The sequence below is a fragment of the Nocardia sp. CA-084685 genome (assembly GCF_050955785.1).
Lineage (GTDB): Bacteria > Actinomycetota > Actinomycetes > Mycobacteriales > Mycobacteriaceae > Nocardia.
In genome coordinates this window covers 5,116,807-5,142,197 of sequence record NZ_CP192094.1, presented here as the reverse complement: position 1 = coordinate 5,142,197, position 25,391 = coordinate 5,116,807, and the positions used below count along the sequence as shown (strand labels likewise).

The following is a 25,391-nucleotide window of genomic DNA, read 5'->3' as shown; positions in this document are numbered from 1 at the left end:
GGATGAGAGTTGCCGGTCACGTCCGGCGGGATGGGTAGGAACGTCGGTGGCCATCACGGATATCCGGGCGTTCGCCCACCTCACCGAAGCCGACATCGAGGCGCTCGGTCGCGAACTCGACCAGATCCGCGCAGACATCGAGCGATCGCTCGGGCAACGAGACGCGGACTATATTCGGCGCGTCATCAGGGTTCACCGCGGCCTCGAGGCGACTGCGCGGCTGTTGTTGTGCGCCAGCCGATACCGGGCGCCGCGAATGGCCGGGATCTTGATGCTGGCGGCCGCCAAGATCATCGAGATGATGGAGCTCGGCCATAACATCAGTCACGGTCAGTGGGATTGGATGAACGATCCCGAAATCCATTCCACCAACTGGGAGTGGGATTTCATTGGTCCGTCCGCTCATTGGAAGCGTTCGCACAACTATGTTCACCACACCTACACCAACGTATACGGCTTGGATGAAGACCTCAGCTTCGTGGTGCTGCGGATGACCCGCGATGAGCCGTGGCGTCCGGTCCATCTGATCCAGCCGGTGGTGAGCCTGGTTGTCGCGGCCGGGTTCGAATGGGCCATCGCCGTACACGACTGGGCACTCGAGCGACGCCACACAGGCGTTCACCGCGGTCAGCGGCGGTCACAGCCGAACATTGAGTTCGCGCGAAAGATCGCCAGCCAGGTCGGTAAGGACTTCCTGCTGTTCCCGGCGCTGAGCCGACGGGGGTTCCGACGGACGCTCGCGGCGAACGCCTCAGCGCTGCTGTTGCGCAACTTGTGGTCCTACGTGGTGATCATGTGCGGGCACTTCCCCGACGGAGCCGAGAAATTCACCATCGAGCAACTGGAGGGAGAGACCCGTGGTGAGTGGTATCTGCGGCAGCTGCTGGGAACCGCGAACTTCACTGCTCGCCCGGTGCTGGCGTTCCTGAGCGGCAACCTCTGCTACCAGATCGAGCACCACCTGTTTCCCGACCTGCCCAGCAATCGCTATCCCGAGATCGCCGAGCGTGTCCGCGCGCTGTGCGACAAGTACGACCTGCCCTACACGACCGGCTCGCTGACCGGACAGTTCTGGCTGGCCTACCGCACCGTCTGGAAACTCGCGCTGCCGGACCTGTTGCTGCACCGGACCTCCGACGATGCCGCGGAAACCAGATCCGAACGGAAATTCTCCGGGATTTCACTCGCCTCGAGCGGGTCCTCTTGGCAGGCGATCGACCCGATCACCGGTACGCGACGGGGGCTCCGCACTGCCCTGGCGGCGGACTCGTCGAGGCGGCTGGCGGATCACGGTCGGGGCCGGTGGTTTCAGCGGCGATGGATCGCCTCGATCACTGGTCAGCGCTGAGGACGGCAGTGAAAGGACAGTCATTGACGACAGAACGGCCCGTGGTTCGGATTCTCGCTGGAGTGGCAGGTCGCAGCCTCACTCTGATGGTCGGGATGGCGATCGGTGCGGTGGACGCCCTTGCGGCCCGGCGATACCAAAACAGCAGGCAACCAGCCCCCGCGTTGCAACCGGTCGTCGTGGGCGTGAGCGGCGGTGCGATCGCGGCCGCGGCGATAGCGCTGGGTGTGACCCGTGACCAGGCCCGGCAGATCGCGATCGATCATCCTGAGCAGAATGTCCTGGGCACGAAGAGTTTCCGTGCCCTGCTGACCCGACGTGCGCTGTATCCGCAGGCGCGGATTCGGGAACTCGCCCACATCATCGTGGGTGATCGCACTTTCGCCGACTTCGTCCTCGACCCGAAAATTTTCGGACAGCAACCACACCAGACGGCATCGTCTCTGCTCATACCCGTCTACTCTGCCGAACACGGCACACTGCTGCTGCCCCGAGATCTCCCGAAGCTTGGCCTGTCCGACCTACCCGTCGCCGATGCGCTGGTTGCCGCCACCCGGATACCGGGAGCTCTGCCAGCGGCCGCGGGACTTGAGGACATCTTCGACGGCGGCTGCCAATACCGGGTCCCTCACGACATCTTCGCCTCGCGCCCTGCCCTGGTTCTGGACCTGTACAGCCCGCAGCCATACGACAGTCGCGGCGGATTGATCTTCCCCTTGCTGCATCCATCGCTGCCCGCAATCGCCCATCGCCCGCGCCCGTTCCACGACAAGACCCTGCGTGAGTCGACCATCTTCGCCCACCAACCCTACGGAGCAGCACTCAAAGCTCCCGCACGCACATCCGAAGAACTGTTCGACACCGGCTACGACATCACCACGACCTGGATCTGTTCCCGCACCGACGAGCAACTCCTGAACATTGTCGACTCACAGGTTCTCGGCTTGCCGGATGAAACCGCCGCCGAGAATCGAATCCAGTCGATCGCCTGACGAAGTCGTTCAGGGATATGGCTCATCGGGTTACGCTTCCGGCGATTCCAGTTCGACGTCGAGCAACAGCGGCCCGCCTCGCCCGGCCCACCCCTCGACATCCGGATCCGTGCCATCTCGGAGCTGTCCGTATCCGGGATGCACAACGGACGCAAGTCGATACAAGCGCGTGCGACCGGAACGGCTTCGTGGACATCCGCGCTTCTCCCGCTGCCGAGGGGCCGACAACGCACTGTGTCCTCCCGCAGTGTTGCCGCTCCCTCCAATATTTGACAAAGGGTAAGACCGGACACCAGTAGACCTGCTGCAGGAATTCGGCCAAGGACGAATCGAGCTGACCCACCAGGCATTCCACACCCTCGAACCCTGGCGAGCCGACACCCATCTGCGGGAGCTGCTCATGGCCTGCGGTGTTCTCCCCGCGATCGACAAACAGATCTGCGCGTTCGAACGCTGGCTAATCAGCCACCTCACCACCATCACCGACCCGGACCACGACCAGATCGTCCGCCGCTTCGCCACCTGGTATCTGCTGCCCCAACTGTGGGCCAAAGCCGATCACCCCAGCCAGCCGCCGCCTCCGCTCACGACCAGACCAAACAGGCAACACAGTTTCTGGAATGGCTCGCAGCCCGGCAAATTGCACTCACCACCTGCCGACAGTGCAATTTCGACTCCTGGCACGTCGAGCATGGTGAGCATCAGCGTGGTTGCCTCCGCCCTTTCTGTGGTGGTGCATGAACGGCAAACTCACCCAACGCTTCTGGCTGCCGACCGCAATTTCTCACCGGGCGTTACCGATGCCGCCGCGTGATCGCCTCGAGCTGATCGGTGCGGTCCTGACCGACCAGGACAAGCCGCTGCACTAACGCGCCGCAGCTGTGATCGTGTTGCGCTACGCGCAGCCACTCACCCGCGTCGTCCGGCTCACCATCGACGACGTCATTCGCGACGGTGACCAGGTACTTCTGTGGCTCGGTGAACTACCGTCCTGGGTCCCGGATCTGGTCGCCGACATCCTGCTCGCCTGGATCGACCAGCGCACCAATATGAATACCGCCACCAACCGCGGCTCGCGTTGGCTGTCCTGGCCGGCGAGCTGGACAACCGATGCACCCCGAAACCGGGCGCGCGTTGGTCAAGGGGCTCGGCGTCCTCACCGTTCCCGCTCGAGCGTCAGCGATCCGTCAGCACGTTCAGCGGATGCCCGCCCCGGTCGTCGCCGCCGCTCTCGGCTACCACCACCTCACCATTACCAGGCTTGCCGCCGAGGCCGCGGCCACCTGGGGCCGTTACGCCACCGCAACCTGATTCCGCTCACCCACCGGTTGGAAACCGTCGACAGTTGAACACGCGAGCTCGCCAGTCCGGAACCCCTCGTCGACGATGCGGGCCGCGTTCGCGACCTCAAGGTCTGCGAGCTGTGCGCGTAGTGCGCCCGGGACCACTGTCGATGTCGTGGTTGCGTGCGGTCGTGGCGATGCTGTCGAAGAATGCGTCGAGTATTAGTGCGGTATCGCGCTCCGGATCGGGATGTAGTCGCCCACACTGAGGTCGAATCGGTCGATATTCACGTGTCTGTCCTTTCGAGACGTTGTCCGCTCCGGAACACAGCCACCGCACCCGAAATGGACGGCCGGCCGTGCTCGCAACCGAACGAGCACGCCGACGCACTCCACCGACCAACCTGGCGTCAACGATATGAGGTTGTTACGCGGGCGGCATTTCACAGCCGCCGCTGTGCCGTCCAGACCCCGATTCAGACGTCCCTGCAATGCTATTCAGGGCGCTGAAAGTGCCAGAGGATCATGGCGGGAACCCCGGAACCTGCGGTCTGTGCGGCCTCGGGTGCCAGGCCGCCTAGTGACCACGGCCAGGCGTCCCACGGCCCAGGATCGTCACTGCGCGGCGGAACCGACGTCGGCGCGGGCGCAACGGGCTCTTCACAGCCCCGCACCAGCAACCCCGCAGCCAGTGCTGCGCGCACATAGTCCCCGGCGCGATGGTGATAGGACCGCACCCGCCCCGCCGTCCCATCCGCGCGCCGAATCGTCGGAACCCGCCCGCGCGCAACCTGTTCCGGATGCACATCCGCGATCACCAGCTGCCCGCCCGGCCGCAGCGCCCGCGCGAACTCACCCAGTACCGGCTCCAGCTCAGGAAGATGCGTCAAGGCCAGCGCACACGCCGCCACATCGACCGAACCGCTCTCAACTGGTAGTTCGCGCAGGTCCCCAAGCCGAAAGTCCCCCTTCGGCAGTCGTTCTCGCGCCACCGCGAGCATCTCCGCGGAACTGTCGACCCCGATGACCTGATGCCCGCACTCAGCCATCAGGGCCGCAACCCTGCCAGTCCCGCAGGCGGCGTCCAATGCCATCCCACAGGGCAAGTTCGCCGCTACCGCGCGAATCATCGCCCCACCGAAGTCGAACGCAGGATTGTCGGGAGCGTCATACCTACTCGCCCAAATCCCGTATCCCTCAACCGAATCCACATGCTCGACCTCAACGCCAGACACGCGTTCCGCCTCATCGACTAGCCGGCGGATCTCCGCGATCCGCGCCTCGGTGAACTCCCGTCCATATTCCCCGGCGAATGCGCGCAACAACGAGACTCCTTCAAGCCCCAACACATAAGCCAGCGGATGCTCGTAGGCCATGATCGCGAAGCTAACCCCCAACCGCCCTCTCGAAGCCACCGATTTTCCGTCCGCAACCATTGACATTGCCCCCGAGGACAAGGTTTACCGTCGAGTTCCTCGCGGCTGATCTCCGGAAACTCGCGAAGCTGCTGAACTCCTCGTCCGCGAATACTCGCGTCGCCACGAACCTAGTCCTCCGGGACCCCGACCAACCTCATCAGCAGCCAAGCCAAGCACCAACCACCCCGCCCCGCATCCGGAACCATCCCGGTCTATTAACGATCCACACATTACGGCGTGGAGACGTCACGATTCACCTCACCGATACACGCAGCTCATCCGCTATGCATCGACCGCGTACGCTGACTGGAATGCGCAGAAGGCTGCGAAAAAGGCTGCGAAACCTCCAAACTGGTGGCCGGGAATATGTCTGGCGGGCTGAAATCGGCTGCCTACCCGGCGACGGAGCCGATCTTCACCGCTGCATCAACGTTCGCATCTGGGGTGCCGGGAAGAATAGCCGTGTTCTCGTCGCTGACCTACTCTCCAGAAGCATGAGCGTGGGCTGGATCCCCGCTGCAACTGACGGCGCCTACCCCACCGCTTTCGACATCCTACGACTGATCGATCGCGCCGTGGCACTCGGCTGGGAACCCGACATACTCGGCGGAACCTTCCTACTGACCGAAAGCTCCGGATTGGAACTCCCCAGGTTCCTGATCACAGACCGGGTACGGCGCTCCGATGCTCCCGATCCGACCGCCCGGGTAATCCAAGCCAACAACCATCGGCTCGAAGCAGATATCTAGCCGACGGGACCGGAAGCCCCGCAATAGACACACCATCCGACGCCCTCGGCTCTATCTCGCTATCGGTTCGCGCCGTGAGGCGCTGTGATCAGGTCAGTAATTGCTCTCGCACGGCACGCGCCCGCCGACCTGCAAACCGTGGCCAGAGCCGCGAGTCGGCTATGCCTGGCTAAGACTTCGTGAAGGAATCCGATTTGCCAGATCGGGCTGCTGCGTGACTCCTCCGGCAGATATCACGGGTCCTCGGCGCCGATCATTTTTTCCTGCGCTGACACCCGCGCCGCTGTCAGTGATCTTTCGGTCGGGCCCATTCGCGTTGTACGGGTGAGTGTTCGGTGCTCAGCCCAGGCTGAAGGGCTGGCCCCACAGCGTCATCCAGGTAATGACGTTGTCGGTCTCGACCTGCGCGCTGACGAAAGCGCGCACCTGGGCGTAGCTGCCGCAGCCGGACAGGCCGATGGTCTCGTCGGACCAGATGGTCGACCACTGGTGCCCTTGAAGACTGGTGCAACAATCGACTCCTGGCTTGAACAGGGGCGGAATATCAATGTCAGTGTGCAGGTGTTGAATTCGGTTGCACGGACGTTGTCGTTGGATGCTGCGGAGAAGGCGCATTTGTATCGACTTGCGGATGTGCCGACGGTGCCGACTGCGCATGCGGGAACGGCTCTGCCAGAAGAGCTTCAGGTGATTTTGGATCATCTGGAGCCGTTGCCGGGTGTGGTGTTGAGTCCGCGTTATGACGTGCTGGCGCACAATAAGTCGTATGAAGCGCTGTGCCCGGGTTTCGTCAAGGGCGAGCGTAATGTTGCTCGTCGGGTGTTCCTGACCCCGGAGTGCTGCAACACCTATCACCACAATTGGGATGACTTGCGCCGCATGGTCGGTTATCTGCGTGGTTCGTATGTGAAGAAGCTTGGTGATCCGGGGTGGGAGGGTTTTATCGCTGAGTTGTGTGCGGAGAGTGAGACTTTCGCGTCGTTGTGGGCTCGTAATGATGTTGCGGCTGTGCCAGTTGCGCCGAGGGTTCGTGGCCCTCACGGGTCTGGACGACTGCCTTCACCGACTGCCCCATCTCGGGGTCCGAGACGCCGATCACCGCGACATCGAACACGGCGTCGTGCAAGGCGAGCACGTTCTCCACCTCTTGCGGATAGATATTCACACCGCCGGAGATGATCATGAACGCCTTGCGGTCCGTGAGATACAGATAGCCGTCCTCGTCGAGGTGGCCGAGATCGCCAACGGTTGTCCAGGTCGGGTGCTCGGGATGCTGTGCGGCACGGGTCTTCTCGTCGTCCTTGTGGTACCGGAACGGCAACTCCGGACGGGCGAAGTACACCGCGCCGGTTTCCCCCGACGGGAGTTCCTCGCCGGAATCGTCGCAGATGTGGACCTCGCCGAGCATCGAGCGCCCGACCGATCCGGGCCGCTCCCGCCATTCGGGCGTGGTGATGATGGTCAGCCCGCCCCCTTCAGTGGAACCGTAGTACTCCAACGGGTGCGCCCAGAGATCAGGAGGTGATCGTTTTGCGGTCATGACCTGTGTCGGAAGCTCGTCGTCGCCTGCCGGTGTGAGTCCGGTCCGGGTAGCTGCCAGGAGGCCCGGTAGCAGGCTGGCGGCTCGGTCTGGAAACGGGTCGGGTCGAAGCCCAGCGTCGAAAGCCCTTGTAGGGGAAGCGACTGAGCGGTCCGTAGCGGAAGCGAAGCCTGCCGCGTCGTTAGACATTGAGGGAGAGCCGAGCCGGGCTGTTCACGGTGAAGGCCATGGAAGCGGTGAAGAGCCTGGATGCGCAGCCGTGAAGGACTCCCCGGCGTAGAGGGCGCGGAACGTTCAGAAGGTGACGGCGGGAACTGGGGAGGCCCTCCCCGGCCGAAATGCACTGCGAATTGTGTGGAAAGGCTTGTCCTATAACCGGTGTGGAGCCGGGAAGTGGATCGGGTGCCGGGAGGGAGTCGGAGGCGGTCGTAGTACCGATCGAGCCGGGCGGACAACATAACCGCCGGTGAGGGAAGGGCCGTTGCTTCGTTCACGCGTTGTGTCTGGAAAGGATGGGCCCGGTGAGTGCCGGTCAGGCTAGTTCCACCGCTGTGGGGTCGTTGGACCCGGTTCGAGCCTTGCAGCACACGCTTTACTGGTCGGCCAAGGCTGATCCGGGACGACGGTTTCATGCGTTGCGGGACAAGGTCTATCGCAGAGACGTCCTGTGGCGTGCGTGGGTGGTGGTGCGCCGCAACAATGGTGCGCCGGGTGTCGATGAGACCACCCTGGGGCAGATCGAGGACTACGGTGTCGAGAGATTCCTCGACGAGCTGGCCGAGGACTTGCAGAACGAGCGGTGGCGGCCGTTGCCCGCGTCGGGTGCTCATCCCCAAGTCGGGGTCTAGTGAGAAGCGGCCGTTGTCGATTCCTGTGGTTGGTGATCGTGTGGTGCAGGCTGCGGTGAAGATCGTGCTCGAGCCGATCTTCGAGGCGCAGTTCCTGCCGTGCAGTTTCGGGTTCCGCCCGAAGCGGTCGACACACGATGCGCTGCAGGTGCTCGTCGACGAGTCCTGGCGAGGCAACCGATGGGTGGTGGAAACTGATATCGCCAACTGGTTCTCGGCGATTGGGCACGAGAAGCTGATGGCAGCGGTCGAGGAACGCGTCAGTGACCAGGGCATGCTGAAGCTGCTGCGCGCGGTGTTGCGCGCGGGAGTGATGGCCGGCGGTTCGGTGCGCCGTGAGGTGACCGGAGCCGCGCAAGGCGGACCGCTTTCGCCGTTGTTGTGCAACGTGTATCTGCACCGGCTCGACCGGGCATGGGACACGAATGCGCACGGAGTGCTGGTCCGATACTGCGATGACCTGGTGGTGATGTGCCGATCGCGTCGGCAGGCCGAGGCCGCGCTTGCGCGGCTGGTAGTTCTGCTGGGTGAGCTCGGGCTCGAGGTCAAGGAGTCCAAGACCCGGATCGTGCATCTGGTCGAGGGCGGCAAGGGAGTGGACTTCCTGGGCTTCCACAATCGGCTGGTGCGCGGGTGGACTCCCCGGTCGGCGCATCTGGTGTTCCTTGCTCGTTGGCCCTCACGCAAGGCGGTGCAGCATGCTCGGGACCGGATCCGGTCGATCACGGCCCGGCACCGGATGCTGCTGCCGACCGAACACATCGTGGGAGAGCTGAACCTGTTCCTGCGGGGATGGGCCGGATACTTCCGTTATGGGAACTCGGCTCTGCTGTTCGGTCAGATCAGAAACTATGCCCTCTCGCGTCTGGCGTTGCTGTTGTCCAAGCGGGGCAACCGGCGACACGCATGGGGATGGGGCATGGCCCAGGTGCTGGCGTCGCCGGACCACCTCGGGCTGATCAGCCTCGATGGAATCGTCGTGCCGCCCAGGCCCTTTCGGACCTGGAAGGGTTGAATGCCGCCGGTGAAGAACGTCGGTAAGCCGTGTGCGGGAGAACCGCATGCACGGTTTGACGGGCGGGAGCTGGAAACGGATCGAATGGCCGGTCATGGTGGGGCAGAAGAACGATCAAGCGGGAAAACCGTTCGGTCACAGTGGCTTCCACACCTACAACCGCTCACGACACCGCGCCAGTTCCCGACCCAACCACTGATCCCCACCATTCGATCATCTTTTCCTTGACCTCCGGCGGGCACGGTGCAGCGGAATGCATGGCGATCTTCATCGATGAGACGTCGTATTTGGCGCGATTCTCCTCGGGGAGTTGCAGCATGCGGACGAACATCGTGGGTACGAACTGAGCGATCGTCACGGGATAGCGGTCGATCAGTTCCAATGCCAGTTCTGCGTCGAACTTGTACATCATCAGCACTGTGCCGCCCAACGAATGGATCGCGGCGGCCCATTTCACCGATGCACCATGATAGATGGGAGCAGGCTGCAAGTAGACGTCCTTCGCACCGATGTGGAATCTCTGGTCGAGGATGGCCGTCAGCGGCTCACCCGGCTCGGTCACTTGGATTGTCATCGAAGCACTGCGAATTCCCTTGGGCCGACCTGTGGTACCCGACGAATACATCATCTCCGCACCACGTGGCAGTGTCGACGGACGACGCCCGAGGTAACTCTCGATGAGCGCGTCGTAGTCGCGATAGCCCTCGATTGGGCCCCGGATGCCATACCGGAACTCGACCGCGGGTGTCATGTCCACAATGGCCTTGCCTACCTCGCCCAGCACAGCCGAGCAGAACAGCACCTTCGCGTCACAGTCGTTGACTATGTAGGCCACTTCCTCGGCCGACAGGTACCGGTTGATGGGGGTGATGTACATCCCGGACTGCATGACCGCCCAATAGATGTCGAAGTACTCGGCGATGTTGTCGACCAGCACCGCGACGACGTCACCGCTGGTGAGCCCCATATCGCCGAGCGCGACGGACAGCCCTGCCGATCGCCGGTCGAGCTCTGCGTAGGTGACGACGCTACCAGTCTCGCCGATGATGATCGCTGGTCGATCGGGGTCGGCCGCGGCGTGAATTCCTGGATACATCAGTTGTGTTCCTTTCTGACGGCCACCGCAGGGAGCCTTTGCGCGGTCACGACGGGCTGTCGCGTCTGCCAACGCTGCCGGCTCTTACGTAAATAATAAAAAGTAGATTAAAAACATGACCGAAAGCTATGGTGCGCAATGGTTTTCGTCAAATGAGATCGTACGATGCGCGACCTGATGTGCGCAACATCGTGAACGTCAAGTCTTGTAGGGAAGCCGTTGGCAGAAAAGGCTTTCGGTCCACACAGATCAACCACCGCGGGCCTTCTTCCGGCCCGTCGGCGAGTCCGCGTTCTCGAGATCAGCTCAGTCCTTCTACAACCGTGGCGATGTCGGCTCGGTCGGTACGGAAACCGTTGGCAGGGTGGTCATTGTCGGCATAACCAAAGGACACGGCGCACACTATGTCGCGATCGGCCGGGATCTGGAGATGCTTGTGCACAAAGGAAGAGTGCATCGCGATGGCCGCCTGCGCGATAGTGGCCAGACCGAGGCTCTGTGCGACAGTCAGGAGGGTGGACACGTACGCGCCGCAATCTACTGTCCCATAGGTGCCGAGCGCTTTCGGCGTGCTGATCACAGCGACGTGGGGCGCGCCGAAGAATCGGAAGTTGTCCATGGCCTGCCGCAACCGGCCTTCCTGATCGTCACGCGCGATACCGACCGCCTCGTAGAGCCCGAACCCCGCGCTGCGGCGCCGCTCGGCGTAAACGCCCTCGTATCGATCCGGCCCTGCGATGTCGGGGGCCGGCGGGTGGGCTGAGGCCCACGCGGTCAGCTCCTTGGCGAACTGAGCCGTGTCTTCCCCGCTCGTGAGGTTCACCTGCCAGGCTTGCGAGTTACACCAGGATGCACTCCGCTGGGCCAGGGTGAACAACCTTGTTATGACATCTTCCGGTATCAGGTCAGGGAGGAATCCCCGGCAGCTGTAACGGTCGGTCAGCAGTTGCTCCAGCACCACATCGGTGCTCATACATTGCTCCTGTCGTTTGTTGATTGCCTGATCGTCCACCGATCACAGCCCCTTATCGCGGCCGATGAGGTCCTTCATGATCTGGGTGGTGCCACCGAAGATCGTCTGGACACGCACATCGGTGTAGGCGCGCGCGACCCGATATTCGTTGATGTATCCGTATCCGCCATGTAGCTGCAGGCTTTGATGGTCGAGGTCGGCGACCGCTGCTCGACAATCAAATCTAATATAGATTAGGCTGCGCGAGCGAATTGCATCGGGAGATGCGCATTTCAGGAAGGGATGACGTGCTCGCACAGCAGCTAGTAGAACTCGTCGGTCCAGATGGTCTGCGTCTGGTGGACGTCGACGAACCCGCCGGGGGTGGGAGGGTCGTGGTGGATGTGGAGGCTGCGGGGGTCAGCTATCCGGATCTGCTGCGCTCGAAGGGGGAGTACCAGATGAAGAACGAAGTCCCCTATGTTCCTGGTGTGGAGGCCGCGGGCATCGTGCGCTCGGCGCCGGCGGATAGCGGGCTGCGACCAGGGCAGCCGGTTGCCGTCCTCGCTACTGAGGGTGCGTGGCAACAGGTTGTCGCTGTCCACCCCCGGCAGGTCTTCAGCCTTCCAGAAACAATCACACCTGTCGCGGCCGCGGGTGTCTTGACGAACTATCTCACTGGTCACTTCGCGCTCAGGAGGCGCGCAAAGGCAGTCGAAGGTGAGACAGTGCTGGTTCACGGGGCAGGTGGGGGAATCGGTACAGCGGCTCTCGGACTTTGCCGCGCGTTGGGGTTGCAGAGCATCGCGGTGGTGAGTGGGCCGCAGAAGGCTGATGCCGCGCGTGCGGCCGGGGCCGACACGGTGGTGGACTTGAATGGCTGGCTCGACGCAGTCCGGGACCATACGGGAGGGCGGGGTGTCGATATCGTGCTCGATCCAGTCGGTGGCGACCGGTTTACGGACTCGGTCAGGAGTCTGGCGCCCGAAGGAAGGCTAGTGGTCCTAGGTTTTGTAGGCGGTGAAATTCCCGTTGTGAAGGTCAATCGCTTGCTCCTTCGGAACGGCGCCGTGCTTGGCGCGGGACTGGCAGAGCTGCTTGCCCACGATCCCGGCTATCCACGAAAGCAGTGGAAAGAGCTGTACCAGATGCTGTCCGATGGAAAGCTCGTGGTCCCCCCGCCAACCGTGGTCAATCTGGCCGACGCGGGTAAAGCGATGGCTGATATGGAGTCTCGGTTGGCGGTCGGGAAAATCGTCCTGAAGACTCGGTGAGGACAATGACATACGAGAAGCGTGATCTCGTCGACATCGAGCGGCGGGAATCCTTGCTGGTTATTCGCATGCGTCGAGAACACAAGCGCAACGCGATCGACCGCGCGCTGGCCGACGACTTGGACTACGCGTTCAATCTCCTGGATGATGACGACGACTTGCGCGCCGGTGTCCTCACTGGTTCCGACACGGTGTTCTCGGCGGGCAGCGACCTGACATCCGAGGGTGACTATTGGACCAAGCGTGGTGGGGAGTACGGGCTGATTCGTCGCCAACGACGTAAGCCGTTGATCGCCGCTGTGGAAGGACCGGCGCTCGGCGGCGGGTTCGAACTTGTCCTGGCATGTGACCTGGTGGTTGCATCGCGTACCGCCCGGTTTGGTCTACCTGAAGTTTCTCGTGGACTAGTGCCCACCTGTGCCGGGCTTTTCCGCGGACCTCGAAGCCTCCCGGTCAACCTTGCCCGCGAGCTCGTCCTGACAGGAGAGTCGATTGATGGCAACCGGGCTTATGCCGCAGGTTTGGTGAATGTCGTTACCGAGGCCGGTGGTGCAACGTCGGCCGCGATTGAACTGGGACAGCGGATCTGCGCGAACGCTCCGGTTGCGGTGCAGGCCAGCTTGGTCGCGATCGGCCGGTGGTTGGGCGCGGGCGACCAGCTGGGTTGGGAGAGTACCGAGGAGGCAAAGACGACAGTCTTGGCGTCGGCGGATCATCGCGAAGGCGTGGCGGCCTTTCTCGAGCGGCGCCAACCGCTTTGGAGCGGCCGCTGAATTTATTTGTCGGCGTCGCTCACACCAATCCTGTCGTGCCAGTCGGCTCGCGGATCGGTCCGATCAGTCTCAGGGTCGTACGTAATGGACGGCGGCCCAGAAAATTCGGTGTCGCTGTGGGGCAAGGGGTTGCACATCTCGCGCAGTAGGCTGTGCAGCCTACCTGCGCGCTAGGCGTCAATCAGGGAACTGCCCTTCAGAGACACAGCTCAAAATCAAGATATTAATATAATATAGAGTAGATTCTAACCTGATTAGTCCTATGCCCCCACGTGCCGCCGGCCGGTTGCTGGCTGTGTCCTTCTCGGCGGCCGACACGAGGTCCCGGTTACAGCTCACGGGCCCGGCTGTCGCGGCGGCATTCGCCGGTCAGGGTCCCATAGTCTCGATGGAGAGGTGAACTTTGGTGCGTATCGGGTTGAGCATCAACTATGCGGGGGGCTTCAAGGAGGTCGCGGCCGAGGTCGCCGATCTGGAACGGGCCGGCCTGGACATCGTCTTCGTGCCCGAGGCCTACTCCTACGACGCGGTGAGCGGACTGGGATATCTGGCGGCTAAAACCGAGCGGCTGCAGCTGGCCTCGGGCATTCTGCAGCTCTACACCCGCACGCCCACGCTGACCGCGATGACGGCCGCGGGCTTGGACTACGTTTCCGACGGCCGCTACGTCCTCGGCTTGGGTGTCTCGGGCCCGCAGGTGATCGAGGGATTCCACGGCGTGCCCTACGACGCGCCGATCGGTCGCACTCGCGAGGTCGTCGAGATCTGCCGCAAGGTGTGGCGGCGCGAACGCCTCGAGTACCGGGGCAAGTACTACACCATCCCGCTGCCCGCCGAACGCGGTACCGGACTGGGCAAACCACTGAAGCTGATCAACCACCCGGTGCGTGACCGCATCCCGGTGCTGCTGGCCGCGCTCGGCCCGAAGAATGTCCAACTGGCCGCCGAACTCGCCGAGGGCTGGCAGCCGGTCTTCTTCCTGCCGGAAAAGGCCAGCGACGTGTGGGGTGAGGCGCTGGCCGCCGGTACCGCGAAACGTGATCCGGAACTCGGCGAGCTCGACGTCTACGCCTCACCGGCACTGGCGATCGGCGACAACGTGGAGCCGCTGCGACAGTTGGTCAAACCGCAGCTGGCGCTCTATATCGGCGGTATGGGCGCCATGGGCAAGAACTTCTACCACACGCTGGCCACCCGGTACGGCTACGGCGCCGAGGCCGATCGCATCCAGGAGCTGTATCTGGCCGGCAAGAAGGAAGAGGCCGCCATGGTCGTTCCCGACGCGCTGGTGCGTGATATCTCGCTGATCGGTTCGGCGGGTTTCGTCAAGGAGCGGGTGGCGGCGTTCCGGGAGGCTGGTGTGACGGTGCTGAACGTGGTGCCGATGGCCGCGATGGCGCTAGAACGAGTGAAGCTGATCGAACAGCTACGCGGGCTGATCTGAGTCTTGGAGTGAGATCTGTAATGAAACTCGACCCACTGTCCGATCCCAGCGGCAAGGCCGTTCAGATGGGGACGGATGACCCGCGGAGGGGCGCGGATGCCCCGGAATTCGCGTTCGCCGAGCTCGGCACCGGCTACCGGCCCGACCTCGGCTACCTCGCAGAATTGGGTGCCCTCGACGACACCGCCCACCCCCGCCACCGTCGTGGGCTCCACGACCTATCACGAACTCGGGTACGTCGGGCTGGAATGGCAACGCAGTTTGTCCTCGGCGTCGCTGCGGGGCGTCGGAGCCGACGCCATCTACCTCGCCACGCGTCTGCCATGACCGCCACAACTACTGCCGCACAACACCATTCACCTCGATTTCGAGTTCCGAGGCGACCGCGATGACGATCCCGCCACTGCTGCGCACTCTCACCGTGCCTGTTATCGCCGCGCCGATGACCGACGTGTCTGGACCAGAGTTGGTGATCGCCGCCTGCCGCGCTGGTGTGGTCGGGAGCTTCCCCGCCCACAACGCCGCATCGACCGATGATCTGGACTCCTGGTTGGCCACGATCGCCACCACACTGGCCGCGGATCCTGGTGCCGCACCGTTCGCGGTCAACCTGATCGTGCACCCCAGCAACGACCGCCTCACCACGGATCTGGAGTGTTTGGCCGAGCATCGAGTACCGATCGTCATCACCAGCGTCGGCTCACCTGTCCCCGTAATCGAACGCCTTCACCAGTCCGGTGCCCTGGTGTTCGTCGACGTCGCCACCCTGCGCCACGTCGACCGGGCTGTCGGGGCGGGTGCTGACGGGCTGGTGCTGTTGTGCGGAGGTGCCGGTGGGCAGACCGGCACCGCGAGCCCTGTGGCGTTTCTTCCGGCGGTACGCGACCGCTTCGACGGACCGATCGCCCTGGCCGGTGGTATCTGCGATGGCCGATCACTGTGGGCGGCAAAGGTACTCGGAGCGGACTTCGGATACCTCGGCACGAAATTCATCGCCACCCCCGAAAGCCTCGCGACGCCGCAGTTCAAGGCGGCGCTGATCGCGGCGACTCTCGACGACATCGTCACCACCTCAGGACCCAGCGGGCTAACGGCCAACTTCCTGCGTGAGTGGCTGGCCACCCACGACATCGAACCCGACACCGCTGGCGGCTACCAGCAACGCCGCCTGTTCGCCTACAAGAACGTCTGGAGCGCCGGTCACAGCGTTAGCGGAGTGACCAGCGAACAGTCCACCGCCGCTGTCGTCGCCCAGCTCGCTCGCGAATACCACGCCGCGCGACAGGCCACGGCAACCGATCTGCTCGTTTGACCCCCGCCTCGAACCAACGAAGGAGCGACCATGTGGGGAACACTGCCACGGTTGATGGCCCGCGTCACCACCGATCACGGCGACCGGACAGCCATCATCCACGGCGACCGGTCACTGACCTACACCGAACTCGCCGCGGCCACCAACCGCGTCAGCACCGGGCTGATCGAAGCCGGGCTACGACCAGGTGACCGCGTCGGCATCCTCATGCCCAACTGCCTGGAATACATCCCCACCCTTTACGGAGTATTGGGTGCAGGCGGTGTCGTCACCCAAATGCCCGCCCGCGCCTCAGCATCGGACTTCCGCTACTTCCTCAACTCCGCCGCCACCACCACCCTGATCCACCACCACAACTTCGACACCGCACTGACCGGCATCCGCACCGACAGCCCCACCCTGCGGACGGTGATACGACTGGGATCCCCACTCGCCCCCGACACCGAGGCCCTCGACTACACCGCCCTGTTCGCTGCCGCCGACCCGACACCGCCACCGATCCGGATCAGTGAGAACGACCTGGCTTTCATCGGTTTCACCTCCGGCACGACCGGCGTCCCGAAAGGCGCCCTGCAAAACCACGCCGCCTTGCTGCACAACTGCGTCACCGCCGGTCTCGAGATCGGCGACACCCGCCCCGGTGAAGTATTCGCCCACGGCGCACCCCTCACACACTTCACCCAGACGTTCATCATGCCCACCCTCATGCGCGGCGGCACCAACCTCATCCTGCCCGGCCTCGATGTCGACACCCTGCTGTCCGCGATCGACACCCACAATGTCACCGCCACCGCGGTCGTGCCCACCATCATCTACAGTCTCCTGGCTCGCAACGACCTCACCGACTACGACCTGTCCTCGCTGCGGACGGTCATCTACGCCGGATCACCGATGGCACCGTCCGAACTCGAGCACGCTCTGCGCGTGTTCGGCCCGGTCTTCGCCCAGGCATATGCCGGTACCGAACCCGGCTACATCAGCACCCTGCGCAAACAAGACCACCTCGTCGAAACACCCAAGCAGCGAGCACGTTTGGCTTCAGCGGGGCGACCGATGTACCACGTCGACCTCAGCATCCGACAGGACGGCGGACAAGTGGTCGCCGCAGGCGAGGCCGGCGAGATCTGGGTGCGACAGGCCGGTCAGATGATCGGTTACCTCGACAGCTCTCTGGACGCCGACACCATCCACGACGGGTGGGTGCGCACCGGAGACATCGGCTACCTCGACGAGGAAGGGTTCCTGTTCATCGTCGACCGCAAAAAAGACATGATCATCACCGGCGGGTTCAACGTGTTTCCCCGCCAGATCGAAGACATCCTCGACACCCACCCCGCAGTCCGCCAATGCGCGGTCATCGGCATACCCGACCCGAAATGGGGCGAAGCCGTGAAAGCCTACGTCGTCACCGACCCCGAAAACCCCGTCACCGCAAACGACCTCATCCATCTGGTGCGCGAGGGGAAGGGCAGCGTGTGGGCACCGAAATCCGTCGAGTTCGTCGCCGAGCTGCCACTCAACCCGTCCGGAAAAGTCGACAAAAAGGTTCTGCGCCAACGCCATTGGGACGGACAAACCCGGCAAGTGCACTGACCTTCCACCACCAACACTCCTCCATACCGCCAACGGAGTAATCGAATGTCCGACACCACTTCTGCTCGCACCGACCATCTCCTGCGGGGCGGCCGGGTTCGGTCCGCCGACGGCACCATGATCAGCTATCTAACCCGCGGATCCGGACCGGTCGTCGTGTGCCTGCACGGCGGCCTGGGCAGCGCACTGAGCCTGCTGCCGCTATCAGCGCACCTGGCTGACGAGTTCGAGATCGTCATGGTGAACCTTCGCGGACACGGAACAGCCAATGGGGCCAATCCCCACCCGCCATCGCCCACGCGATCGAGGACATCCTCGCCGTCCTTGATACCGTCGGGCCGGTCAGCGCACTGTTCGGCGATTCCTACGGCGCAGTCCTCGCCCTCGAAACCGAATTCGCCGCACCAGAGCGGATCCACAAACTCGCCCTCTACGAGCCACTACCGGTCACCTACCTCATGCTAAATCTACTCGAAACTGCCTTAGCCTCAGGGGATTACCCTCACTGCCACCGCAGGCAGCGGCGGCCTGTCGCGCTCGCCGAACTCGCCACCTTGCGCGAGGATCCACTGTGGCCATCCAAAGTCGCCCACGCACCCACTCTCGTCCCGACCATGCAGGTGTTGTCGGGACTGCATCCCACCGTCGACCAATACGCGGCCGTATCAATGCCGACCAAGCTGATGATCGGCACCACCAGCGCCTCCTACATCCTCCAAGCCTGCGACCTGCTCGCCGACGCAATACCCAACCTCACTCGCGAAGTCCTGCACGGGCAAGGACACCACGTCGATCACCTACTCCTCGCGCGATCCCTCACAGCATTCGTACGCCAATAAGCACCAGACCACACCTGGCGGAGAACTCCGATCACGGTGCGGTTTGAGTGCCGTCGGCTACCGGCGCTGATCGAGCTTCTTACCCAGAACCTGTGCGGCGATGGTGTTCTTGAGAACCTGCATGGTTCCGCCGGCGATGGAGGAGACGATGACATCGCGGAAGCATCGTTCCGGTGGGAATCCGGTGACCAGGCCGTTCCCGCCGAGGATCTGCATGGCCTTCCAGCACACGTCGCGGCCTACGTCAGCGGCGTGCAGCTTCGCGACTGAGACATCCAAAGGCCTTGGGAACTTGCCCTTTTCGGCGGTCATGGCGGCCTTGTAGGTGAGGTAGCGGACCGACTCGATCTGGGTCCACATCTCGGCGATCAGATGGTAGATCGCCTGGAATTCGTTGACCGGGCGACCGAATTGAATTCGCTCGTTGGAGTAGGCCACGGCTTCGTCGAGTGCGCCTTCGGCCAAGCCGAGGCACAGCGCGGAGATGTAGAGGCGCTCCATGTTGAACGCCTGCATGAGGGTGGGGAAAGAACCTTCGCCCATCAGCAGGTTTTCCTTGGGAATGCGGCAATCCGTGAATGTCAGGTCGCCGTGCTTGGAGCCGCGCGAGCCCATGTACTCCGGTCCGTTGCCGAGAGTGAATCCGGGCGTGCCCTTTTCGACGACGACGGCGCCGATGCCCTTCATCCCCGGTGTTTCGTTCAACCGGACGAACGTGATGTAGAGGTCGTAATCCGGTGCACCAGTGATGAAGCGCTTGCTGCCGTTGATGAGGATCTCGTCGCCCTCGATCACCGCGGTGGTCTCGATATCGGTGACCGCCGAACCGTGTGCGGGCTCAGACAACGCGATCGAGGCGGTCAGCTCGCCGGCTGCGATGCGCGGCAGGTACTTCGCGTGTGCGGTCTTGTTGTCCGACATCATGATCACCGACGGTCCGGTGCAGGTGGTGGCGAACAGAATGTCGCCCGCCATCCAGGATTTCATTGCACGGCAGGCGGATTCGATCGCGAGTGCGAATTCGATGGCAGACAGTCCCTTTCCGCCGTATTCGGTGGGGATGGTGATTCCGGCCAGACCCATGTCGACGGTGTCGCGGACCATGTCGGCGATGGGCGCGCTGTCTTCGCGGTCGATCTGCGTGGCCAGCGGTGCCCACTTCTCGCCGAAGGCCCGGGCTCGGGCCTGGATATCTGCTTGGGCAGGGGAGAGGTCGAATGCTGTTGTGTCCATGTCAGATCCGCTCGATGATGGTGACATTGGCCTGGCCTCCGCCCTCGCACATGGTTTGCAGGCCGTAGCGGCCGCCGGTGCGCTCGAGTTCGTGCAGCAGGGTGGTCATGAGGCGGGTGCCGGTGGCGCCAATGGGATGGCCCAGGGCGATGGCACCACCGTTGACGTTGATCTTGGTGTGGTCAGCCTTCAGATCCCGTTCCCAGGCGATGACGACGGAGGCGAAGGCTTCGTTGATCTCTACAAGGTCGATATCGTCGAGGCTCATCCCGGTCTTCTCCAATGCGTACTGGGTGGCCGGGATGGGTGCGTGCAGCATCATTACCGGGTCCGCTCCGCGAACCGAGATGTGGTGAATACGAGCCCGTGGCGTCAGGCCATGGGCTTTCACGGCGGCCTCGGAAGCGATGAGCATGGCCGACGCGCCGTCGGAGACCTGACTGGAGATTGCGGCGGTGAGACGCCCACCGGGCACCAGCGTGTCGAGCGCCGCCATCTTCTCCAGGCTGGTGTCGCGCGGGCCCTCGTCCTGCTTGATGTCACCGAACGCCAGGATCTCGCGGTCGAAACGGCCCTCGGTGCGCGCCGTGATAGCCCGAGCGTGGCTCTCGAGCGCGAAGATCTCCATCTCCTCCCTGGAGATGTCCCACTTCTCCGCGATCATCTCAGCGGATTTGAACTGCGAAATCTCGGTGGTGTACCGCGCCTCCCAGCCTTTGGAGCCGGTCCACGGGTCCTCGGGTCCGCCGCAGGCCTGCGCTCCGGCGGTGAAGGCGGACAGGATCGGGTACTGGGTCATTTTCTGTACGCCACCGGCGATCACCAGATCCTGGGCGCCACTCATGACACCCATGGCGGCGAAATGTACTGCCTGCTGGGATGATCCGCATTGCCGGTCGATGGTGACGCCGGGCACCGTCTCCGGCAGACCGGCGGCGAGGGCGGCGGTGCGCGCGATATCGCCCGCCTGCGAACCGATCTGGTCGATGCAACCGAGCACGACGTCGTCGATCGCGGCCGGATCGAAACTGCCGCGCTCGACGAGCGTGCCGATGACATGGGCGGCCATGTCGGCGGGGTGCGCATCGGCGTAGCCGCCCTTACGGCGTCCGACGGGGGTGCGAACGGCATCGACGATGTATGCCTCTGGCATGTATTCCTCCGAATACTGTTGTGAGAGAGTTGAACTGCGACCGGACGGGCTGCGCATGGACGTGTGAGTTACGGCATGGTGTAGCCGCCGCTGACCGAGAACACCTGACCCGTGACCTGGCGGGCGGCGGTCTCGGACGACACCCATACGACAGCGTTGGCGATGTCCTCGGCCGTGGTGAGGCGCCGCAGCGGAATTTCCTTGCGCAGGAATTCGATCTGCTTCTCGTTGAACACCGAGTCCTCGCCGGCGGCCCAGAGACTCTCCTTGCCAACGGCGTCGGGCCCTTCGGGGATGACCAATCCCGGGCAGACCACATTCGAGCGGATACCGTGGCGGCCGTGTTCGCGGGCGGTGGTGCGCGCCAACGCGATGAGCGCGGCTTTGGTGGCCCCGTACACGCCCTGCCGGATCTGCCCGAACGCGGCATCGCTCGAGATGAAGACGATCGAACCTTGGCCGACCTCCCGCATCACCGCGATGGCGGCCTGGGTGGTCGCGATGGCGGTGTAGAGATTGACCTCCACGGTGCGCTGCCATTTCGCACGATCGGTGTCCTCGGCGATGAACCCAGGTACGCTCCACCCGGCGTTGTTGACCAGTACGTCGAGCCCTTTCCAGTCCCGCGCAGCGCGATCTACAGCGACTTGCGCAATGCCCTCGGCGGTGAGGTCTCCGGCTGCGACTTCGACTGCCGCGGCGCCGAGTTCGAGCGCTTCGGCTCGCACTTTCTCTGCTTGTTCGGCGTCGATATCGCTGATCACGACGCGCGCGCCCTCACGGGCGAAGCCGTGCACGATGCCGCGGCCGATATTGGAACCACCGCCGGTGACGAGAACACGGGCGTTGCGCAGCTGCAGATCCATGCGGTCTAACTCCTTCGTTCAGGACCGATGACAAAGTCTAATTTATGTTCAATTAAATATCTACAGTCGAGGGGTCGGCTGCGCCGCTGAGCCCGCTGCGGATGATGGTCTGCGCTGTATGGACTACCACGTCGAGCGGACCGGCGGAGGGAGTCCACCACTCCGAGGCCCAGTTCAAGGCGCCGAGCGTCAGCATGCGTGCGGCGCGCAGATCGAGATGATCGGACAGGTCTCCGGCCTCTGCGGCGTCCTGGAATAGCTGTTTCCAGACTTGGCCGTAGGCGGCTTCCTCGGCTATCTGCCGGGCGCGGATCTTCTCCGGGACCTGTCCGGCGTTGCGGATGGCGGCGGTCGTGTAGTCGGAGATTTCGAGTTCGTGGCGCAGATGGGCTCCGACGGCGACCATGATCCGCTCGATCGGGGGAGTCGCTTCCGGCATCGTGTCGAGAATCTCCGAGATGTGCTCGCGCATTTCGGCGATGCCGGACCACATCACCTCTTCGACCAGATCGTCGCGAGAGGGGAAGTAGTAGTAGATGGCTGGCGCCTGCAGTTCGGCTCGTTCGGCGACATCGGACAATCGGGTGTCCGCATAGCCCTTACGGCTGAGCGTGTATGCCGCCGCGTCGAGGATGCGCTTGCGGGTGCGGGCCGATTTCGATTCCGGGCCCTCGTCGGTGACGGGCATTGCCATGTCGGTGCCTCCGATCTTCGCTTGCGCCCGGTTCCGGGGGCGGTCCGGCTGTGCTGCAGGATTGACCTGACCGCCATTCAAATCTATATTAAATTCAAAGTCTAGTGAGGAGTGCTGACGTGCGAGTTTTCGCCACCATTGAGGAGTTCGCCGCCGCTGCGGGTACGTCGCTGGGAACCACCGAGTGGCTCGAGATCGATCAGAAGCGGATCGACACCTTCGCGGACGCGACCGGTGATCACCAATGGATCCACGTGGATCCAGAGCGCGCCGCGGACGGGCCGTTCAAGGGCGCCATCGCGCACGGACTGCTGACACTGTCGCTGCTGCCGGCGCTGAATCACCAGCTCTACAGCATCGAAAAGCTGTCCATGGCCGTGAATTACGGCTTCGACAAGGTGCGCTTCATCTCGCCAGTGCCGGTCGATTCGCGGGTGCGTGCCACGACGAGTGTCGATTCCGTCGACGAGGTGCCCGGCGGCATCCAGGCGAAGCTGATCACCACCATCGAGGTGGAGGGGTCGGCCAAACCGGCCTGTGTCGCCGAGTCGATCGCACGGTTCCTGGCATGAGCGGTCAGGGGCCGGAGGCGGTAGCGGAGCGTGACCACGCAGGCCCCCTGCTCATGCCCCATGAACACAGCATGACCAAGCTGCTCAGCGGGAAGACCGCCGTCGTCACCGGTGCCGCAGGCGGTATCGGGCTGGCCATCGCGCAGCTGTTCCATGAGCACGGTGCTGGGGTGGTGCTGGCCGATCTGAACGAAGAGGGTGCCTGCGCGGCGGCCGAATCGGTCGGTGGACACGCGATCGGGATCGGCTGCGATATGACCGACGAGGATTCGGTGCAGGGGCTGGTGGACGAGACGGTGCGCTGGGCCGGTGGCTTGGATGTGTTCGTCAACAATGCCGGTGTCACCCGGGACGCGTCGCTGCGCAAGATGACCGTGGCCGACTTCGACACCGTGATCGCAGTGCATCTGCGCGGCACTTGGCTTGGGCTGCGGGCGGCGTCGGCAGTCATGCGCGAGGCCGGGCATGGGGCGATCATCAATATGTCCTCGCTGTCGGGCAAGTCAGGGAATCCGGGGCAGACCAACTACAGCGCCGCCAAGGCCGGCATCGTCGGCATGACCAAGGCGGGTGCGAAGGAACTGGCGCACAAAGGAGTTCGCGTCAATGCCATCCAGCCTGGACTCATCCGCACGGCCATGACCGAGGCCATGCCGCCGGAGGTTTTCGCCGAACGTGAGGCGGCCATTCCGATGAAGCGAGCCGGTGAGCCGCACGAAGTGGCGGGAGTCGCACTGTTTCTCGCCTCGGATCTGTCCAGCTATATGACCGGAGCGGTGCTCGAGGTCGGGGGAGGGCGATTGATGTGAGTCAACCGGAGCCACAGGCCGGTCTCGGCGCGACGTCGGCGGAGGTGGTGCTAACGGAGGTGACCGACGGCATCGGCACCATCACCCTCAACCGGCCCGGCCGGATGAACGCCATCACTGTCGAATTGGGTGCGCGGTTGCACCTCGCGCTGATCGAGACGGCCGCGCGAGCGAAGGTGATCGTGATTCGCGGCAGTGGCGGAAACTTCTGCGCCGGAGGCGATTTCCATGAGTTGGAACGGCTGCGGGCAGACGGCCGCGACGCCATGGCTCCGCTATTCGCCAACTTCCGGTCCGCCTGCGACGCGATCGCCGAGCTGTCGGTGCCGGTGATCTGCGCGGTCGAAGGTTATGCCACGGCCGGTGGGTTCGAACTCGCTCAGGCCGCCGATATCGTGCTGGTCCACGAGAACGCGGTGCTCGCGGACATCCACTCGCGGTACGGGCAGGTCCCGGGCGGCGGCAGTACGCAACGACTCCCGCGGCTGGTCGGACGGCAACGCGCACTGGCGCACATTCTCACCGGAGACCGTCTCACGGCCGACGACGCGGTGGCCTGGGGACTCGCGTACCGGAAATACTGCGCATCCGAGTTCGAATCCGGTGTGCGGGCTTTCGCCGAGCAGCTGTCCACGAAGAATCCCACCGCACTGGCCAGGAGTAAACGGCTCGTCTACCAGGGGCTGGGCGCGTCGCTCGAGGTAGGGCTGAGTCTGGAATTCGAGACGGTCCTGGACCATCTCGCCAGCCCGTCCGCGGCCGACGGAATCGGCTCGTTCACCACAGGGAGCAACAGATGAATGATCTGGTCCGTGTCGACGTCGATGACGACGGTATCGCCCATGTGCTGCTGAACAGTCCGGACACCTCGAATGGAATGGACGTCCCGTTCCTGCAGGCATTGCATTCCGCGATTCTGCGTACCTACGGTGATCCGCGGGTCCGGGCGGTGCTGCTGTCCGGTGCCGGCAAGAATTTCTGCGCCGGCGGCAACGTGCGGGTATTCGCGTCCAAAGGGGAACAGCTGCCGGACTATCTGCGTGAGGCCACGGCCTGGTTGCAGATCGCCGTGTCCGCTCTCACCCAGCTGAACGTGCCGGTCATCGCAGCGGTGCAGGGTTTCGCCGCTGGCGGTGGTGGTTTCGGCCTGGTCTGTGCCGCGGACTTCGTGATCGCCGCCGATACCGCGAAATTCATGTCCGGGGCGGTTCGCGTGGGCATGGCTCCGGATGCGGGAGTTTCGGTGACCCTGACGCAGCTGGTCGGCCTGCGTAGGGCCATGCACATTCTGCTGACCAACCCGGTTCTCGACGCCGCCGAGGCGCTCGAGATCGGACTGCTGACCAAGGTGGTGCCCGCCGCTGCCTTGGTGACCGAATCTCTCACCTACGCACGCCAATTCACGTCGACCGCGCCGAAAGCGATCGGTGCCACCAAGCGCTTGGTGTGGGGCGGAGTTGGCGCGACGCTGGCGGACCGGCTGCCGGAAGAAGCCCGGACCGTCTCCGAGCTGTCGGGCACCGTCGATTCCCGTGAGGGTCTGGCCGCCGTGATCGAGCGCCGTGAACCGAAGTTTCGAGGTGAATAG

At 63.7% G+C, this 25,391-nt stretch carries 25 protein-coding genes and 4 pseudogenes; 19 read left to right on the top strand and 10 right to left on the bottom strand.

Going from position 1 to position 25,391, the window contains the following annotated elements:
• The first annotated feature begins 46 nt into the window (after positions 1 to 46).
• The 4 genes from ACQP2U_RS23085 (at position 47) to ACQP2U_RS23070 (ending at position 3,651) form a co-directional block, all read left to right on the top strand.
• Positions 47 to 1,348 carry a fatty acid desaturase family protein gene (locus ACQP2U_RS23085; RefSeq protein ID WP_433709391.1) on the top strand — a complete coding sequence of 434 codons (1,302 nt, stop codon included), beginning with the start codon at positions 47 to 49 and terminating at the stop codon, positions 1,346 to 1,348.
• A gap of 62 nt (positions 1,349 to 1,410) precedes the next feature.
• Positions 1,411 to 2,340, top strand: coding sequence for a patatin-like phospholipase family protein (locus tag ACQP2U_RS23080; protein ID WP_433709390.1), 930 nt, complete (start codon positions 1,411 to 1,413; stop codon positions 2,338 to 2,340).
• Between the two features lie 400 nt (positions 2,341 to 2,740).
• Entirely contained in the window at positions 2,741 to 3,154 is a 414-nt protein-coding gene (locus tag ACQP2U_RS23075; protein WP_433709389.1) for a hypothetical protein, read from the top strand.
• Between the two features lie 296 nt (positions 3,155 to 3,450).
• Positions 3,451 to 3,651 carry a hypothetical protein gene (locus ACQP2U_RS23070; RefSeq protein WP_433709388.1) on the top strand — a complete coding sequence of 67 codons (201 nt, stop codon included), beginning with the start codon at positions 3,451 to 3,453 and terminating at the stop codon, positions 3,649 to 3,651.
• 466 nt (positions 3,652 to 4,117) lie between these two features.
• On the opposite strand, the gene ACQP2U_RS23065 is transcribed toward ACQP2U_RS23070, so the two are convergent.
• Positions 4,118 to 4,999 carry a class I SAM-dependent methyltransferase gene (locus tag ACQP2U_RS23065; RefSeq protein WP_433709387.1) on the bottom strand — a complete coding sequence of 294 codons (882 nt, stop codon included), beginning with the start codon at positions 4,997 to 4,999 and terminating at the stop codon, positions 4,118 to 4,120.
• Positions 5,000 to 5,535: 536 nt separating this feature from the next.
• On the opposite strand from ACQP2U_RS23065, the gene ACQP2U_RS23060 reads away from it, so the two are divergent.
• Positions 5,536 to 5,790 carry a hypothetical protein gene (locus ACQP2U_RS23060; protein WP_433709386.1) on the top strand — a complete coding sequence of 85 codons (255 nt, stop codon included), beginning with the start codon at positions 5,536 to 5,538 and terminating at the stop codon, positions 5,788 to 5,790.
• A gap of 339 nt (positions 5,791 to 6,129) precedes the next feature.
• On the opposite strand, the pseudogene ACQP2U_RS23055 reads toward ACQP2U_RS23060, so the two are convergent.
• Positions 6,130 to 6,285: pseudogene (locus ACQP2U_RS23055) on the bottom strand (MspA family porin); the annotation flags it as partial.
• Here ACQP2U_RS23055 and ACQP2U_RS23050 point away from each other — a divergent pair.
• Positions 6,280 to 6,744, top strand: a pseudogene (locus tag ACQP2U_RS23050) (transcriptional regulator); the annotation flags it as partial. The pseudogenes ACQP2U_RS23055 and ACQP2U_RS23050 overlap by 6 nt on opposite strands.
• A gap of 55 nt (positions 6,745 to 6,799) precedes the next feature.
• Here the strand turns inward: ACQP2U_RS23050 and ACQP2U_RS23045 are convergent.
• Positions 6,800 to 7,519 (bottom strand): annotated as a pseudogene (locus ACQP2U_RS23045) (AMP-binding protein); the annotation flags it as partial.
• A 332-nt stretch (positions 7,520 to 7,851) separates the two neighbouring features.
• Here ACQP2U_RS23045 and ACQP2U_RS23040 point away from each other — a divergent pair.
• Together ACQP2U_RS23040 and ACQP2U_RS23035 are read left to right on the top strand one after the other, a co-directional pair.
• Positions 7,852 to 8,178 carry a hypothetical protein gene (locus ACQP2U_RS23040; RefSeq protein WP_433709385.1) on the top strand — a complete coding sequence of 109 codons (327 nt, stop codon included), beginning with the start codon at positions 7,852 to 7,854 and terminating at the stop codon, positions 8,176 to 8,178.
• A gap of 13 nt (positions 8,179 to 8,191) precedes the next feature.
• Positions 8,192 to 9,193, top strand: a complete 1,002-nt coding sequence (locus ACQP2U_RS23035) for a reverse transcriptase domain-containing protein (protein WP_433709384.1) — start codon at positions 8,192 to 8,194, stop codon at positions 9,191 to 9,193.
• 163 nt (positions 9,194 to 9,356) lie between these two features.
• On the opposite strand, the gene ACQP2U_RS23030 is transcribed toward ACQP2U_RS23035, so the two are convergent.
• The 3 genes and pseudogenes from ACQP2U_RS23030 to ACQP2U_RS23020 form a co-directional block, all read right to left on the bottom strand.
• Positions 9,357 to 10,289, bottom strand: a complete 933-nt coding sequence (locus ACQP2U_RS23030) for an AMP-binding protein (protein ID WP_433709383.1) — start codon at positions 10,287 to 10,289, stop codon at positions 9,357 to 9,359.
• A gap of 301 nt (positions 10,290 to 10,590) precedes the next feature.
• Positions 10,591 to 11,262 (bottom strand): nitroreductase, encoded by a 672-nt coding sequence (locus ACQP2U_RS23025; protein WP_433709382.1) that lies wholly within the window; start codon positions 11,260 to 11,262, stop codon positions 10,591 to 10,593.
• Positions 11,263 to 11,304: 42 nt separating this feature from the next.
• A pseudogene (locus ACQP2U_RS23020) lies at positions 11,305 to 11,448 on the bottom strand (acyl-CoA dehydrogenase family protein); the annotation flags it as partial.
• A 101-nt stretch (positions 11,449 to 11,549) separates the two neighbouring features.
• Between ACQP2U_RS23020 and ACQP2U_RS23015 the strand changes: the two are divergent.
• From ACQP2U_RS23015 to ACQP2U_RS22985, 7 genes are all read left to right on the top strand, one after another.
• Positions 11,550 to 12,515, top strand: coding sequence for an NADPH:quinone oxidoreductase family protein (locus ACQP2U_RS23015; RefSeq protein ID WP_433709381.1), 966 nt, complete (start codon positions 11,550 to 11,552; stop codon positions 12,513 to 12,515).
• A 5-nt stretch (positions 12,516 to 12,520) separates the two neighbouring features.
• A complete protein-coding gene (locus ACQP2U_RS23010) occupies positions 12,521 to 13,288 on the top strand; it encodes an enoyl-CoA hydratase-related protein (protein ID WP_433709380.1) in 768 nt (255 codons plus the stop codon).
• A 406-nt stretch (positions 13,289 to 13,694) separates the two neighbouring features.
• Positions 13,695 to 14,732: an LLM class F420-dependent oxidoreductase gene (locus tag ACQP2U_RS23005; RefSeq protein ID WP_433709379.1), complete on the top strand. Its 1,038-nt coding sequence runs from the start codon at positions 13,695 to 13,697 to the stop codon at positions 14,730 to 14,732.
• A gap of 96 nt (positions 14,733 to 14,828) precedes the next feature.
• Complete coding sequence (locus tag ACQP2U_RS23000) at positions 14,829 to 15,059, top strand: hypothetical protein (RefSeq protein ID WP_433709378.1); 231 nt, start codon at positions 14,829 to 14,831, stop codon at positions 15,057 to 15,059.
• Positions 15,060 to 15,120: 61 nt separating this feature from the next.
• On the top strand, positions 15,121 to 16,044 hold the full coding sequence (locus tag ACQP2U_RS22995; RefSeq protein ID WP_433709377.1) for an NAD(P)H-dependent flavin oxidoreductase: 924 nt from the start codon (positions 15,121 to 15,123) through the stop codon (positions 16,042 to 16,044).
• A 30-nt stretch (positions 16,045 to 16,074) separates the two neighbouring features.
• Entirely contained in the window at positions 16,075 to 17,637 is a 1,563-nt protein-coding gene (locus tag ACQP2U_RS22990) for an AMP-binding protein (protein WP_433709376.1), read from the top strand.
• 614 nt (positions 17,638 to 18,251) lie between these two features.
• Positions 18,252 to 18,476 carry a hypothetical protein gene (locus ACQP2U_RS22985; RefSeq protein WP_433709375.1) on the top strand — a complete coding sequence of 75 codons (225 nt, stop codon included), beginning with the start codon at positions 18,252 to 18,254 and terminating at the stop codon, positions 18,474 to 18,476.
• A 57-nt stretch (positions 18,477 to 18,533) separates the two neighbouring features.
• Here the strand turns inward: ACQP2U_RS22985 and ACQP2U_RS22980 are convergent, their stop codons facing one another.
• From ACQP2U_RS22980 to ACQP2U_RS22965, 4 genes are all read right to left on the bottom strand, one after another.
• Positions 18,534 to 19,709, bottom strand: coding sequence for an acyl-CoA dehydrogenase family protein (locus ACQP2U_RS22980; protein WP_433709374.1), 1,176 nt, complete (start codon positions 19,707 to 19,709; stop codon positions 18,534 to 18,536).
• A gap of 1 nt (position 19,710) precedes the next feature.
• On the bottom strand, positions 19,711 to 20,862 hold the full coding sequence (locus ACQP2U_RS22975; RefSeq protein ID WP_433709373.1) for an acetyl-CoA C-acetyltransferase: 1,152 nt from the start codon (positions 20,860 to 20,862) through the stop codon (positions 19,711 to 19,713).
• Between the two features lie 68 nt (positions 20,863 to 20,930).
• Positions 20,931 to 21,728, bottom strand: a complete 798-nt coding sequence (locus tag ACQP2U_RS22970; protein WP_433709372.1) for an SDR family NAD(P)-dependent oxidoreductase — start codon at positions 21,726 to 21,728, stop codon at positions 20,931 to 20,933.
• Positions 21,729 to 21,780: 52 nt separating this feature from the next.
• Entirely contained in the window at positions 21,781 to 22,422 is a 642-nt protein-coding gene (locus ACQP2U_RS22965) for a TetR/AcrR family transcriptional regulator (protein ID WP_433709371.1), read from the bottom strand.
• A gap of 119 nt (positions 22,423 to 22,541) precedes the next feature.
• Here ACQP2U_RS22965 and ACQP2U_RS22960 point away from each other — a divergent pair, with 119 nt between their 5' ends.
• The 4 genes from ACQP2U_RS22960 (at position 22,542) to ACQP2U_RS22945 (ending at position 25,391) form a co-directional block, all read left to right on the top strand.
• Positions 22,542 to 22,994, top strand: coding sequence for a MaoC family dehydratase (locus tag ACQP2U_RS22960; RefSeq protein WP_433709370.1), 453 nt, complete (start codon positions 22,542 to 22,544; stop codon positions 22,992 to 22,994).
• Positions 22,995 to 23,065: 71 nt separating this feature from the next.
• Positions 23,066 to 23,803 (top strand): 3-oxoacyl-ACP reductase FabG, encoded by a 738-nt coding sequence (gene fabG / locus ACQP2U_RS22955; RefSeq protein ID WP_433716560.1) that lies wholly within the window; start codon positions 23,066 to 23,068, stop codon positions 23,801 to 23,803.
• Positions 23,800 to 24,603: an enoyl-CoA hydratase/isomerase family protein gene (locus ACQP2U_RS22950; RefSeq protein WP_433709369.1), complete on the top strand. Its 804-nt coding sequence runs from the start codon at positions 23,800 to 23,802 to the stop codon at positions 24,601 to 24,603. The genes fabG and ACQP2U_RS22950 overlap by 4 nt, the downstream gene beginning before the upstream one ends.
• Entirely contained in the window at positions 24,600 to 25,391 is a 792-nt protein-coding gene (locus tag ACQP2U_RS22945) for an enoyl-CoA hydratase/isomerase family protein (RefSeq protein WP_433709368.1), read from the top strand. Before ACQP2U_RS22950 ends, ACQP2U_RS22945 begins: the two co-directional genes overlap by 4 nt.